The organism is Moorena sp. SIO4G3 (assembly GCF_010692305.1).
Classification (GTDB): domain Bacteria; phylum Cyanobacteriota; class Cyanobacteriia; order Cyanobacteriales; family Coleofasciculaceae; genus Moorena; species Moorena producens_A.
This window is the reverse complement of the sequence record NZ_JAAHIG010000040.1, coordinates 1-13,948: the sequence shown is the minus strand read 5'-3', so window position 1 is coordinate 13,948 and position 13,948 is coordinate 1. Positions and strand designations below refer to the sequence as shown.

At 40.7% G+C, this 13,948-nt stretch carries 11 protein-coding genes and 1 pseudogene; 7 read left to right on the top strand and 5 right to left on the bottom strand.

Features of this window, described 5'->3' with window-relative positions; translation table 11 throughout:
* Window positions 1-74 precede the first annotated feature (74 nt).
* The 5 genes from F6J99_RS10330 to F6J99_RS10310 all read left to right on the top strand — a co-directional run bounded on the left by F6J99_RS10330 (window position 75) and on the right by F6J99_RS10310 (window position 6,148).
* Window positions 75-1,037 (top strand): glycosyltransferase family A protein, encoded by a 963-nt coding sequence (locus F6J99_RS10330; RefSeq protein ID WP_293112854.1) that lies wholly within the window; start codon window positions 75-77, stop codon window positions 1,035-1,037.
* 167 nt (window positions 1,038-1,204) lie between these two features.
* Window positions 1,205-2,347, top strand: coding sequence for a hypothetical protein (locus F6J99_RS10325; RefSeq protein ID WP_293112853.1), 1,143 nt, complete (start codon window positions 1,205-1,207; stop codon window positions 2,345-2,347).
* A complete protein-coding gene (locus F6J99_RS10320) occupies window positions 2,347-3,612 on the top strand; it encodes a lipopolysaccharide biosynthesis protein (protein WP_293112852.1) in 1,266 nt (421 codons plus the stop codon). The genes F6J99_RS10325 and F6J99_RS10320 overlap by 1 nt, the downstream gene beginning before the upstream one ends.
* Window positions 3,613-3,780: 168 nt before the next feature.
* A complete protein-coding gene (locus F6J99_RS10315) occupies window positions 3,781-4,641 on the top strand; it encodes a sulfotransferase family 2 domain-containing protein (protein ID WP_293112851.1) in 861 nt (286 codons plus the stop codon).
* 22 nt (window positions 4,642-4,663) lie between these two features.
* Window positions 4,664-6,148, top strand: coding sequence for a glycosyltransferase family 39 protein (locus tag F6J99_RS10310; RefSeq protein WP_293112850.1), 1,485 nt, complete (start codon window positions 4,664-4,666; stop codon window positions 6,146-6,148).
* Between the two features lie 305 nt (window positions 6,149-6,453).
* On the opposite strand, the gene F6J99_RS10305 is transcribed toward F6J99_RS10310, so the two are convergent.
* Window positions 6,454-7,158 (bottom strand): choice-of-anchor E domain-containing protein, encoded by a 705-nt coding sequence (locus F6J99_RS10305; RefSeq protein WP_293112849.1) that lies wholly within the window; start codon window positions 7,156-7,158, stop codon window positions 6,454-6,456.
* Between the two features lie 229 nt (window positions 7,159-7,387).
* Between F6J99_RS10305 and F6J99_RS10300 the strand changes: the two genes are divergently transcribed.
* The gene (locus F6J99_RS10300) at window positions 7,388-7,552 is read left to right on the top strand and encodes a DUF1192 family protein (RefSeq protein ID WP_293112848.1); all 165 of its coding nucleotides are present in this window, start codon (window positions 7,388-7,390) and stop codon (window positions 7,550-7,552) included.
* 801 nt (window positions 7,553-8,353) lie between these two features.
* Here F6J99_RS10300 and F6J99_RS10295 read toward each other — a convergent pair.
* Entirely contained in the window at window positions 8,354-8,545 is a 192-nt protein-coding gene (locus F6J99_RS10295) for a hypothetical protein (RefSeq protein WP_293112847.1), read from the bottom strand.
* A 184-nt stretch (window positions 8,546-8,729) separates the two neighbouring features.
* On the opposite strand from F6J99_RS10295, the pseudogene F6J99_RS10290 reads away from it, so the two are divergent.
* A pseudogene (locus F6J99_RS10290) lies at window positions 8,730-8,980 on the top strand (ISAs1 family transposase); the annotation flags it as partial.
* A gap of 517 nt (window positions 8,981-9,497) precedes the next feature.
* Here the strand turns inward: F6J99_RS10290 and F6J99_RS10285 are convergent.
* The 3 genes from F6J99_RS10285 to F6J99_RS10275 form a co-directional block, all read right to left on the bottom strand.
* Window positions 9,498-10,802, bottom strand: coding sequence for a glycosyltransferase (locus tag F6J99_RS10285; RefSeq protein WP_293112846.1), 1,305 nt, complete (start codon window positions 10,800-10,802; stop codon window positions 9,498-9,500).
* A gap of 3 nt (window positions 10,803-10,805) precedes the next feature.
* Window positions 10,806-12,269: an MATE family efflux transporter gene (locus F6J99_RS10280; RefSeq protein WP_293112845.1), complete on the bottom strand. Its 1,464-nt coding sequence runs from the start codon at window positions 12,267-12,269 to the stop codon at window positions 10,806-10,808.
* A gap of 59 nt (window positions 12,270-12,328) precedes the next feature.
* Window positions 12,329-13,948, bottom strand: a 1,620-nt coding sequence (locus F6J99_RS10275; protein WP_293112844.1) for a carbamoyltransferase C-terminal domain-containing protein, incomplete at its 5' end; no start/stop codon positions are given.

Sequence of the window (13,948 nt, the reverse complement as noted above, 5' to 3'; positions counted from 1 at the left end):
TAATTTTAGGGTTTTAACTATTTAGTGTTTTAACTATTTAGGGTTTTAACTAAACAACTTAGGAGATTATAGATATGCCAAAGGTTTCTGTAGTTATTCCCACCTACAATGCCATGACTTATCTTCCCAAAACTATCGATAGTGTTCTCAATCAAACCTATGGGGATTTTGAAGTAATAGTCGTTAATGATGGCAGTACAGATAATACTGAGCAATGGATTTCTCAGATAGCTGACCCACGAGTTAAACTCATTTCCCAAGCCAATCAAGGCTTGGCTTCTGCAGCACGAAACCAGGGAATTGCTAATGCTAGGGGGGATTATATCGCATTCATCGATGCTGATGATCTTTGGGAGCCCACTAAGCTAGAAAAACAAGTGTCTGTTCTGGAAGAAAATCCAGACGTCGGTTTGGTATATACCTGGGTTGCCTATATCAATGAAACCGGTAAACCCACAGGTAGAGTGTTTGAACATCACGCCGAGGGTAATGTTTGGGAGAAGCTTGTTGAACACAATATAGTTGAATGTGGCAGTGTAGCAATGGTTCGTCGCCACTGCTTTGAGAGCCTAGGGGTATTTGATCAAACTCTTCGCGCGGCTGAAGATTGGGACATGTGGCTTCGGATCGCTTCACGTTATCCTTTTGCTGTGGTACAAGAACCCTTAGTTAGCTATCGCCATCATCAAAATAATAAGTCCAAAAACTATGTAAAAAGGCTAGAAGACTTCCGTACAATCATTGAAAAAGCTTTTCAATCTGCTCCCTTTGAAAGCTTATATTTAAGAAATCGAAGCTATGGCAATATTAACCTCTGCCTAGCTTGGAAATGTCTTCAAAGTAGTGATCAAGATTACAAAATGGCTAATCATTTTCGTCGTCAAGCTCTCATGCATTATCCTCAGCTACGCTTCTCCCGAGAGTACATCCGTCTGAGTATAGCGATCGCACTGATGCAGTGGTTCGGACCTGAGGGCTATGGCAAAGTGCTAGAGCTGGCTTACACTGTGCGTCAGCGACTATCAAATGTTTCATGATATCAAGTTCGCTTTTTTCCTTGATTTATAGTCATTTGTCATTTGTCATTTGTCATTTATCAAAAGTCTTGAGATCCACAAGGTTTGGCTTGTAAAATAACACTTTTGTTTTAGAAAATACCCAGGCTAATCTACTTTAGATCAAACAGCATTTTTATAACCCTTATATGTGCTTAAAATCTAGGAAATTCAGACGGTATTTAGTAGGAGTACTGCTGCTGGTAACAATAGCTCTAAGCATTGGTTTGGCTAATTATCTACGAGCCAACAATTTAATTTATGCTAATAGCAGCACTCCTACCACTCGTGACCCCTGGCTCTGGCCCTTTTCTCAGGACTCAATCTGGAACATGCCGATTGGTAGTCATGCTAAGTATAAACCGGCTAATCTACCTCGATCAGCCCGTTCTTCTGTAGATGTTGATCTGTTATTTATTATCCCCGCAGGTAGTCCACTGCAACCCTTGTATAATCCTGGCAGTTGGACAAAGCGATGTAGCGGTAAGACAACCTATGAAAATTTATCTATTCCTATTCCTGATGATTTAATTGTTCCGGATGCGATTAACACTCCCACTAAGTATTCCACTCCCAATAATGCTGCTGCTTTGCTTCAGCCTGATGGTCACACCATAATCCAACTAGAACCTATGGCTCGCTGTGTTAAAGGTGGTCCTGTATATGGCTATCACTGGCCAAAAAAAGACTTAGATTTATACAGTCAAGGTATTGCTGGAGGTCATCTTGGTTCTGGATTGTCCTCTATAGGTGGAACGATACGCAAGGGAGAGTTGACCGGTAGCGAGCCAATTCGCCATGTTTTAAAAATAGAACTTTGGGGAAAATACCTCAATTACAATCCCCAAAGCCCTACACCTGGATACCGCTGGCCTGCGGATAGAGCAGATCGTAAAGCTCCATCTAAATATAAAGGTAAGGATTCTCAACTGGTAATGGGATCTCTGTTAGCAATTCCTCCTAACGTAACAGAAGAAAGTCTTGGTATAACTACACCAGCCGGTAAAAAACTTTTTCATGCTTTACAAGATTATGGCGGTTATGTAGTTGATGGAACAGGTAGAGATGCTTATGCTTTAGCTGTGGAAAAAGGGGTTAAACAAGAGTTTAAATCAGCTTATGGTTATGGGTTATTTGCTAAAGCTCACCATAATAATCCCTTTTACAAAGATTTTATGCAACTCTTTCAATCTTTAGATATTGTTACTAACAATAGTCTAAACCGCGTAGGTGGAGGCGGTAGACCTAGAGCGCCTTTAGCTCCTCCCTTTGCTAATGTACCTGTATCCTAATGCTAATCAAAAAGCTCAAGCAGCTATCATCTGACCAATTCATTCGTAACATTAGCTGGCTAGGAAGTGCTGAACTAGTGCAGCGCATCTTCCGTTTAGCGACAACGGTTACTCTAGCTCGTGTCTTCACTCCCTATGATTATGGAATGGTATCAGTCATTGCTACTACTTTTCAATTTGCTAATACTCTCAGCCTTAGAGCGGGGATTGGAGCTAAGCTAATTCAGGCTGATGAGCAAGAGTTAGAGATTATCTGTAATACCGCCTACTGGCTGAATTGGATTTTATGTCTTTCCCTAGCTATTATTCAGTGTATTGCTTCCTATCCGATTGCTTGGTTTTATGACAACAACCAACTGATTTTACCCATCTGTACTCTTTCCCTAATTTACTTAATGTTTCCAATTTTCATGGTTCAGTCTGCCTTGATTGAACGAGAAAACCGACTAAACGTTAGGGCTTGGTGTTATGCGGCACAGGCAATAGTCAGCAATATCATTATCGTTGGTTTAGCGCTGTTGGATATGGGGGTTTGGGCTGTAGTATGGTCGATGGTTTTATCCTATCCAGTATGGATTGTAATTACCTATTCCAATCATCCTTGGCGACCCCCTAAATCTGTCAGTTTGAAGCAATGGAAAAACATTACCAGTTTTGGCAGCAAACTGCTGGGAGTTGAGTTGTTAAATAAGCTAAGACTCAACATCGATTATTTACTAGTTGGTCGATTTCTCGGTATGGAAGTATTGGGACTTTACTTTTTTGCTTTCAACGCTGGATTAGGGATTAGCCAGAGTGTTCTTAATGCCTTAGGTTCCGCCTGGTATCCTCATTTTTGTCAAGTTCGTGAGGACTTAAAGGAGCTCAAAAAGCGATACTTTGGTAGTTTCAAGATGATTGGAGCAATTGTATTACCACTTGTTATTTTACAAACTAGTTTGGCTCCATTTTATGTGCCAATTGTGTTTGGGGAAAAATGGGTAACCGCAATTCCTGTCTTAATCTTGATTTGCTTTTCAGCCTTGCCAATTGCCTTGTCTCGTTCCACATCTCGGCTACTTCAAGCGCTGGATAAAGCTCACATTGATCTAGGCTGGAACGTGATTTTCACTGTTCTGTTTACTACTTCCTTACTCCTAGTCATGCAAGGAGGAATTTTTTGGGTAGCTGTATCTGTCCTGATCACCCAATTAGTAGCGATGCCAATTTTTGCCCTTTGGATCATTCGATACGTCTTTGGTAAAAGGTCAGCATCGTCTGATTAATATCAAGTCCGCGTTTATTCAGTATTATATAGCATTTACCATACTTATGAGGTACAAAAAAGTTTTTCCCACTTCCCTGCTTCCTGCTCCCTGCTCCCTGCTCCCTAAAACCTAGAACTTTATACCTCACAAAATTGATAAATAATCTCATGACATAGGAGACAAAAAATGAATGAATTGTTCAATAGTATCTTTCTGGAAGTTAGTGCCAGAACTAGCAATTTGTTTCAGGGAACCTTGAAGGAAAATATTGTTTTTATTCATATTCCTAAATGTGGAGGATCGTCAATTAGCAAAGCCCTTAAATCTTGTTATGCTACTTGGGATATCAGAGACCGTAATTTATGTCATCTGGATGCCGCTGCATCTTTGAAGGCTGCTCAGAAACTGATTGATCGAGACTTATCATCGAGTAGGGTATATGACCCGGTTGTGTTAAAGCTTCGAGAGAATTTACTTGTATATTTTATGTGTCGGGAAAATGTTAATTACATTACTGGTCACTTGGTATTTAGTTCAGTAGCTCATCGCAATTTTAAAGAAAAATATGCCTTTATTACTATTTTACGAGATCCAGTAAAACGATGGATTTCCGAATATTTCTATAATCGTTATAAAAGCCATGAACATTGTAAAATAGATATGGAAATCGAAGAGTATTTAGACTCAGAATTTGGTCAAGCACAAGGACATAAATATGTAACGTTTTTAGGAGGTAACCATGAAATAGGAGACTACAGCCCAGAGCAAGCTGTTAATCAAGCTAAAGAAAATTTGCATAAATTTGCTCTGATCGGATTCCTAGAGTACCCAGAAAAATTTTTGAAACAGTTTGAAGAGCGCTTTGGCAGAAAATTAAGGATTAGGAGTTTAAATCGTAATCCTAAATCAAAAAAGCACCAATCTTCTGTCATCACTGAAAAAATCTTAGAAAAAATCAAAAGGATATGTCAGCCTGATATTGAAATATATGATTATGCCATCGAAATTTTTTTAAATTCAAATACTTCTGAATATCAAGACAAATAACAAATGACAAATTGATCTGAATATGAAATCCAAAACACAATCTTTTTCTCCACCACTAGCTAGAGCAAATTGGCGACAGGAGTGGATTCCCATTACCTTGATTCTGCTATTAGCTGTTACGTTGTATTTTTATCAACTTGGTACAGAGAGCCTTTGGATCGATGAACTCTATAGTATTCATGACGCTAAAGCGATACCAGAGAAGCTTCGTCTGACACGTCCACTCTATTTCATACTTCTACGGCTTTGGATGTTTTTCGGTGAGAGTGATGTTTGGTTGCGGGGATTGTCGATTCCGTTTGGATTAGGTAGTGTTTTCTTGACCTATTGCCTTGGTCGTCGTTTAGTGGGACAGCGAGTTGGACTGATTGCAGCTCTCCTAGTAACCCTATCGCCTGTGTTCATCAACCATGCCCAAGAAGTGCGGATGTACAGCTTAAGTACTTTCCTTGGTCTAGTAGGGACACTGGCTCTGACTCATGGGCTGGAACGTATGACCACTGTGTCAATCAGTTGCTGGCTGATTGCACGGCTTTTAGCGACTTTGACTACACCACTCAATTGTTTGCTGCTACTGCCAGATTGTCTATTACTGGTGTGGAAATTTCGTAAGCGATACCGTGTTTTGTTAGGGGTTGGTGCAGTACTCCTAGTTGTTGGTATTGTGTCCTTACCATGGATTTTCCAGGTCGCTACTGCTTCATCTGCATTCTTTGACGGTTGGACAGCTAACAACCCGAAACCAACCCTAGTTAATGTGTTGTCCCGACTAACGATATTTACAGCCTATTGGCCCTTGAAGTCTTTACAGTCCTCTGTAAGTCAACATTTCTACAAGTTATATACCATAATGTTGGCTGGTTTGCTGGGCTTTTCTCTATTTAATAGGCAGCTTAAACCCCGCATTTTTTGGCTTGCTGCTTGGGGATTTTTACCGACAGCTGTGCTGTTTATAATGTCTTGGATCTTTAGTCCGGTTTGGCTACCACGCTATCTGCTATTCATTGCTCCATACCTGCTGATTTTGCTGGCAATAGGGTTTAGCCAAATTTGGCATCGAGCACGCAAATTAGGGATTGCGATCGCTCTAATGTATTTCGTGGCAGTTGGTGGTGGGTTGGAGCATTACTATACCAAGGTGTACCGTCACGATTGGCGCAGTGTGTCACAAATGATTACTATTAATGAGCAACCGGACGATGTCATTGCTTTACACATCAATCATAGTCGCCCGCGTCTTGCATTAAGTCATTACTATCAGGGTTCAGCACCTATTCAGGTTTTAGATTTAGAGGAGTGGGAACAAAGTTTGTCACCATTTCCATCACGGCTGTGGCTGGTACATAAGAATTACGGAAACCAAAATAGCACTGAGCAATTACAGAATGATCTCAAGAAAAGATTTCAAATCCAAAACCATCAAGTATTCAAGAATGAAATCGGGTATAAAAGTTATATTGATGTATTTTTGGTCACCCCTAAGGACACCGAAACAGCCTTAGAATAAGTGGCTTTCAAAGATATCACTTAGAGCAATTGAAAATTGGCTCTTAAGAATCAAAAATCAACAATTAACAATTAACGTAAGCATTCAGCTATCAGCTATCAGCTATCAGCCATGGGCTTGTGGCCAAGTTACTTGAGGTGCTTATCGGCTATGGGCACGCTACTGTTCGCGCAGCGTGCGCGTAGCGCAATCGGTGCTTTTAGGTGCGACCCGTGGCGAATTTAATTCTTAATACGGAAAGCGCACCTTTGAATGAAATAAGCTGATCGCTGACCGCTGACCGCTGACCGCTGAATGCTTACCAATTAACGATATTCCTTTCGTTGCCACAACAGTTTTAGTCCTGCGACTAAACCTAAGCCAAGGGGAGTCGCGGGTTCTGGTACTGACTCTGGCTCTGATGGTGTGTAGTCGTAAGTAACCTGAACATCCCCTTGGGCTTTTGTTGCGATCGCATTGAGTATATTAGCAGTTCCGGTAACAATTGATATGGTTTCCGCAGAGAAGAAAAAGTCTACGGGTTCAGTGCCACCGAATGCATTAAACACGGAACCATTTGTGAACGTCTTCTCACCGGATACATTAGCGGTTAGTCCGATAAATGAAACGGCAGACTCACCCTGAAAATCTAATGTGCCATCATAGGCAGCGACAACGGCTGAATCTCGTACTGTTGCTGTCTGTGTGAACAGGGTTGTATTATTTGCTCCGACCAATGTGAATAAGCCTTCCAGATTCCAAGTCAGAGTTGCTGGCTTTGCGTCTAGGCTTTCGCTTCGTGCGTCTCCTGACATTAGCCCGTTAAATTCTATGGTCACGGCATCAAGGGTACCGAGACTAGTGTCGAAGGGGTTGATAACAGGTGTCAGAGGCTCGTCAGTGATATTTGTCGGCATCAGTGGCACTGATGCGGATTGAACGATCGTGGCACTCAATGCTGCAGTAGTAGTTGCCACAATACTGCTTAATACAGAAACAGTAGCTACGCAAATCAGATATTTGGTTTTCATTGATGTGAAATTCAATCTTCATTTACAAGTTAATCATTTTTTTTAAAAATGGCAATTTTTATGGGAGCTTTATGGTCTTTTAAAATAACAATTATTATCCGAAAAATTTCTGATTTAAATTTTATTTTTTTGTGCTAAGTAGTCGGACAAAAATAAATCGTACGTAAGGATTTAGGTTTCGGGGGTAGTTGACATAGGTAACGTTGATGGGACAGCATGAGTATCACTCGTGAAGAAAGCGCCGCCAAAGCCAAGTGATGAGGAACTTCACCAATTGTCTTTGGAACAATTGGTAGAAATCATCAAGGCGCTTCAAGGGGAGGTAGCACGACTCAAAGAAATAATTAGTAAAGATAGTAAAACCTCATCAAAAGCACCTGACGGGGTGACATGAAAGCTAGAATGTAGCCAGAATAAGCGATCTAGCTATGAGCCCTCGTAAATAATACTCCAGTTTATTGCGATTTAAGCTCATTAACTCCTTAACCAAATCGCAACACGACTCCATAAAACTCACCCAAAGCAAGCCCATATAAACCGATGTAAAAGCTGGACGGTGCGCGCCTCCAAGGGCGCGAGGGATTGCTCGCGCCCTTGGGTCGCACCGCTATGTCTCCTTTCTATACGTCTAGGCTCTTTAACTAGACCAACATATTTCTGTACACCTTTATGTTTAATTTTTTGCCCTTGGAAAGTTGCTAAACTATAAGAGATAGCTACAAGTAAAATCAAAGACATTAAACGAGAACCAGAAACTTTGGTTTTTTCGTTCATTATAGCCCCCACTTTTAAAATCTATAAACATTTCTTCTTCTCTTGGTGCGCGTTCCCTAGGTCGGGTTTCCCGACCGGGATCGCACCGCTATTTTAAAACGCTTTTTGTAAGTTCGGATAGCTTCGTTAAGGTTATCTAAGTTGCTTAAGATAAACCATCCCTCTTCTGGAGACCAACCGTGTAACTTACGTTTCCATTTACAAGCTATATTAAAACCCGAAATTTGGTGAGTATTCGTTACTTTTAAACCTTGAAATAACAAAGATAAGCCTGGTTTTCTTACCAAAGCATTTAAGTCTATCCAAATACCATTTTATACTTCCAAAAATTCCGTCTTTTTTAATCTCAAGCAAAACTGTATAGACTTCTCTCTTAGCCAGTGAGCTAATCGAATAGAACAAAATTATCTATCTCCCAATACTATGGGTTTAGAGTTTTTAAATAAGCGATGCAGCGCGGTCTTGGGGGTTCCCCCCATGACCGCGCTGCATCAAGACAGGGTAGAACTTTCTCGAAGATTTGGATTTGTTCCGTCAGGTTACTTGAGCCTAATTTAGGTAATAATTGCCAATATACAGGGATAGCTCTGTGATCATAAACGATGCTAACCATGATTAAATTTATCCCTGCCCAACTGGTGCGTTCGCGTAGCGTGACCTACGGTCAATCAATAACTAAATATAAAACTTGGTTTAGAGGAAAATTTTGAGTTAACCAACTAGTGAGAATGGGAAACCACAGTTTGTCAATCTGAAGTATTGGTAAATATAGAAATCTTTAGGTGCGACCCGCACCTAAAGCTATTCGCAGTCATTGGGGGATTGAAAACAGCTTACATTGGACATTAGATGTCACATTTTCTGAAGATAGTAGTCGTATTCGTAAAGATAATTCTCCTGAAAACTTTGCTTTACTGCGTCGTTTAGCTTTATTTAAATATAATGAAACAAAAAACGACTTTTAAAGGAAGTTTAAGAATGAAACGCGCTTCGTGCTGCTATGGACAATAACTATTTAGTAAAGATTTTAACATCTGCTAGTAAATAATTCTCGACTTTTCGTTAAACTGTAAAAATCAGCTGAACCATCGCCTAAATTTACGAGTTAAAATTTCGTCAAATAACTGAGGAGGCGCTAGAAAATGTTTAGTGAGGTTAAATCTATTGATTGTTACTAGTTAAAAATCAATAGATTTTTAAAAACTTAGTTAAGTTAGATGCGTTTACCCTGTTTATTATGGTTGATTATTCCGTGGTTATATGTTAGGCATAATTATGATTTTTTACTCGCCTTTCATGATTTAATTTATACTATAAGTCAAGTTAAACCGTTTTAATTTTATTGATAAACTATCGAATTTTTTATTACCTCTTAAATTCTGAGAGTGACAGAAGAGGAATAATTGTCAAATCTTCTGAGTTGAAACCTTTTCAGCAGTTCTGGCAATGCTCTGAAACTTTGCCCAAATGGGATGTGACTATTGCTCCTCCTTGATTGGTATATTATTTTAACGCAAGCCCCTTTTTGGCGGAACGGAAGTTCTGCTATAGAAGCCGTAATATCGTTAGTGATGATATTTTGAGGAGTTTTGGTGAAAGCCTGCTAAAATAGGCTCTCTCGTGGCTGCCATTTGTTCAACAATATCAGCAGCTTGAGCAACCCCTCCTAACCGATGTAGAGCTTTCTGCAATCGGTTAGCATTGTTTTTGTAAGAAACCTCACTTAGCACTCGTTTGATTGCAGTTCTTAGTCTGGGAACACTCAAACGACTCAAACACACAGCCTCACCTGCTCCCGTCCAAACCAGACGTGCTGCTACTCCTGGCTGATCATAGGAAATCGGAATTGCTACTAATGGAACACCGTTGTACAGTGATTCCAATGTTGTATTCAAGCCTCCGTGGGTGATTACGAGACTAGCTTTTTTCAGTAGTTCCAGTTGGGGCGCGTATCCAACAACGATGGAAGAACCCGGCAAATCTAGGTGAGGTTGAGAATTAGTTTTTTGCCCCAATGAAATAACAAGCTGGACATCCAATGCCTCGCAGGCAGAAGCAATCTGGTGAAAAATCCCCATCTGACCATTGAGCAAGGTTCCCATAGAAGCATAAATCAAGGGTTGTCCAGTTAACTGTTCATAGGGGAAACTAATTGGTTCTCGCAGTGTTGATCTATTGTAAAGTCCGGTGAAATGGCACCATGGAGGTAAAGCAGCACGAGGGAATTCAAACTCAACAGGCATCTGACTAAGCTGAGCTAGTGGGGAAAGGTATTTGTTGTAACCAGAGTAAATGGGTAAATTCCACTTACGGCGATACCTAAACAAGGTTTGGAAATAGGCACGATCTAAGAAGTTGAAAAAGGCATAGCCCAACTGGTTCCGCCACCTTGACCACAAAGTAGGATTATAGTGCCAGGGTGTACAAGAATGAGGAATATTCGGCTCCTCGTTGATCAATACACTGTTATTTATAGTTGCAAAAGGAAGACCTAACAACTCTGCTACAGTGCCTCCTTCTAATGCCCCTGCATCCACCAACAGTGCTTCGACTCCCAACTGTCTGAAACGATCAGGCATATCTTCGCAAAAGGCAGCTACCCATTTCTCAGCCCACAGATTTAACTGTTTCCAAACAGCAATTCCAGATAAGATGCCCTGTTGAGCCACACATTCAGCTATGGCACCTGAAGGAAAGGTAGACTCACCGAAAGCACAAAAATCTACACCCGCTTCCACTGCTAATGGTTGAGTGTCAACTAGACCGGATAAGGTGACATGATGCCCACGTTGTCTTAGTTCTCGCCCGAGTGAGAGCATCGTGTTGAGGTGGCTGGGCATTGGTACGCAGACAAGGCCAAAATGTGTCATCTACTATCCTCCACTGGCAGTCGTTGCTTGAGAGGTCTCTGGAGTAATGATTTCTGAAAGACTTGCTGATTGGTCATCATTCATCACACCAATCAGATGATAAAAACGCCAAGTTAGTAGTAACGCTGCAACACCTATCCCCAGAACCAGACTGCACCATAAACCTATGCCACCCCACCCTAGAGTAAATGCCAACAGGTAACCTCCACCTAAACCTACGCCCCAGCAAGCACCAATATTGATCAACATTGGCACCCGTGTATCTTTCAATCCTAGTAAGGCTCCCAGGGCAATAAATTCAACTCCAAAAACAATTGCGTACAACGCTCCCATATTAATAAAGGAAATAGTCAATTGAATAATTTCAACATTATTTGAGCTGTCTGGGTTCAAGAAAATAGTTGCAATCGGTTCGGCAAACCACCAGCAAACCACGGCAATGATGCTCATCAAGGTTGTCACCAGAAAGATGTCAAAAGATGTTGCTCTTCTTGCACTTGAATGTGCATTTTGTCCAACTCGTTGTCCAACCCGCATAGTTGTGGCATAGCTAATTCCAGAGGAGATCATAATAGCCCACATTGCCACCTCCATAGCTATTCTATGAGCTGCAAGGCTTTCTGTCCCCAAATACCCCATCAGTAGAGCTACAACTGTATACATTCCCATATCAGCTGCCAACTGTATTCCAGTTGGCCATCCTACCACAAGGATCTCCACAAGCAAAACTTGATCAAGGCAAAATAAATTCTGAAACAACTTATACTCTCTAAAGTTAGGATGAAATGTTAGCCAGCAAATAGCAATAGCAAAATTAAACCAAAAACTTAAAGTGCTTGCCCAACCAATTCCTGCTATACCCAGAGCCGGAAAACCAAACTTACCAAAGGCAAGCAAATAATTAGCAAATGTATTAAACAGTAATCCAATCACCGAAATAACAGTAATTGCTTGAGGGCGATTCACGGCGCAAGCAAAATCTGTTAAGACAGCAAAACCCAGGGCTGCTGGAAAGCCCCACACAATTGCCTGTAAATAACTTTTGACTAATAAAATAGTACCGTCTTCTTGACCTAATATTAGCAAGATGAGGTCAGAGTTCCATATAAGAACCATTGCTGGAAAAGATAGTGCAGCAACCAGCAAAATCCCCTGACGGGTAGAGTTACCAATATTATCCGTTTGACCAGCTCCAAACGCCTGAGCAGTTAGAACACCTACAGATGAAAGGGTAGCAATAGAAGTAACTACTAAAAAGGAAAAAATGTTTCCCCCTAACGCACCTGCTGCAAGGTTTTGATTTCCCAGTAGACCCATAACCAGCGCATCAACAGTGCTGACACCAATTCCAGTAAGTTGGGAGGCAACTGATGGGATAGCCAATCTGAAGCTGGCTTTAGCCTCAGATATAAGTTCTGTTCTAAAAATCGTTGGAATTAATTGCAACTTACTTGGAGGTGATTTCATAAATCTTGTAAACTTATCAGTATCAGGACTTATGTACGTAAGTCCTGATTTTAATAAAATTAGATTTTAACGCAATTAAAATCTGGCTGCAAAGTAATAAATCGGTTTTCCCACAGTTTAATAAAATCCTTAGTTATATCTTCAAAGTTTTCCGGATCAATATTTGAATCATTAGCAATCTTACTGATAGTATTCTCTTTCTTAAGATTAAGTAAAACTTGGTAAGTTTCTGGCATAATTAACAGTGACTTTCCTCCAGCATAATTGAAATAAATTTCACGATAGGACAATTTTTCTTCTTGAGATTTAAACTGATTAACTTCTCTCAAACCTGCTGAAGGAACTAAGCACGGTATCAGATTAACAAAGTAATCTTCCCAGGATAAATTAGACTTACTGACCAGAAAATCATTGATCACTAAATAATCTAAATTAGTGGTCATAAAACAAGTAATCGCATCAAAGCAAGAGTTAACAATTGGTTCTACATTGTTATTAAAAGAAGTATTAAGTAGGATAGGAACCTGGGTCAGTTTGCCAAACTGATTAATTAAATTCCAATACTTTTGGTTAATGTTTTTTGAAACAGTTTGAATACGAGACGTGCCATCTATGTGAGTAATAGCACCTAAGAGATTTCTTTTATCTTCCTTGACCTTAACCGTGAAGACCATATATCCAAAAGAAGATGGTTGTTGCGACAGTTCAAAGAATTCATCTGCGGCTTCAACGATCGCAGAAGGAGCAAAAGGTCGGTAACTTTCCCTCTTCTTAACCATTGCATTAATGCGTGTTTTATTTTCGGCTACCCTAGGGTCAGCTAAAATACTTCTATTACCCAAAGCCCTAGGACCAAACTCGCTTTTTCCCTGTACCCATCCTATTACTGCACCTTCAGCTATAAGTTTCGCGACTTCAACAGATGGATTTTCCATCAAACGAAAATCCAGAAACTTACTCCATTGTTCTAGAGTAGATTGCACAGAATCGTTACTGCCAACATCAGGTCCCCAAAAAACATGATCGATTGGTGAGAGCTTGAATTGGTTGTTAGAATACTCCTGATGCAGTATCATTGCTGCTCCAATTGCTGCTCCAGCATCGTGAGAAGCAGGATGAACAAAGATTTCGTCAAAAAGGCCAGAGTAGAGAAGTTTGCCATTAAGAGAACAGTTGTGGGCTACTCCCCCTGCCATACACAGTTTTTTATGCCCAGTTTCTTTTTGCCAATAGGTTAGGATGTGTTTAGCGATCGCTTCCAATGTATCTTGTAAGCCTGCAGCAAAGTCTTTATGATCTTGAGTGAATTTTTCTCCTTTACGTCTCGGAAGTAATCCTTCTTTTATGAATACATCAATCATACGAGAAAGAGGTTCAAGATGATAATCCCCATTAGGAAGCAATTTATATATGGATTGAAACTGAGGTCGAAATCTTTCCTTATCTCCGTATGGAGCTAATCCCATAACTTTGTATTCATCAAATAGTGAATACCCAAGTAACTCTACACCAGCTTCACCGGACGGCGCCGGCGTGCCCGTCAGGTTCATCAGATCCTCTGTCAGCCCAAAATAATCCAACTCGTTCAACCGGGCATCTTCGTCGGCTTCAAAGCCCATGCCCACAACCGTCTCGCGGTGCCGCCTCAACGTCCCCGAGACCACATGGTCAAACCCATA

Bases quoted from the DNA above. Each gene is read 5' to 3' on its own strand.
- F6J99_RS10330 (WP_293112854.1), top strand. From the start codon at position 75: ATGCCAAAGGTTTCTGTAGTTATTCCCACCTACAATGCCATGACTTAT.
- F6J99_RS10325 (WP_293112853.1), top strand. From the start codon at position 1,205: ATGTGCTTAAAATCTAGGAAATTCAGACGGTATTTAGTAGGAGTACTG.
- F6J99_RS10320 (WP_293112852.1), top strand. From the start codon at position 2,347: ATGCTAATCAAAAAGCTCAAGCAGCTATCATCTGACCAATTCATTCGT.
- F6J99_RS10315 (WP_293112851.1), top strand. From the start codon at position 3,781: ATGAATGAATTGTTCAATAGTATCTTTCTGGAAGTTAGTGCCAGAACT.
- F6J99_RS10310 (WP_293112850.1), top strand. From the start codon at position 4,664: ATGAAATCCAAAACACAATCTTTTTCTCCACCACTAGCTAGAGCAAAT.
- F6J99_RS10305 (WP_293112849.1), bottom strand. From the start codon at position 7,158: ATGAAAACCAAATATCTGATTTGCGTAGCTACTGTTTCTGTATTAAGC.
- F6J99_RS10295 (WP_293112847.1), bottom strand. From the start codon at position 8,545: ATGGTTAGCATCGTTTATGATCACAGAGCTATCCCTGTATATTGGCAA.
- F6J99_RS10285 (WP_293112846.1), bottom strand. From the start codon at position 10,802: ATGACACATTTTGGCCTTGTCTGCGTACCAATGCCCAGCCACCTCAAC.
- F6J99_RS10280 (WP_293112845.1), bottom strand. From the start codon at position 12,269: ATGAAATCACCTCCAAGTAAGTTGCAATTAATTCCAACGATTTTTAGA.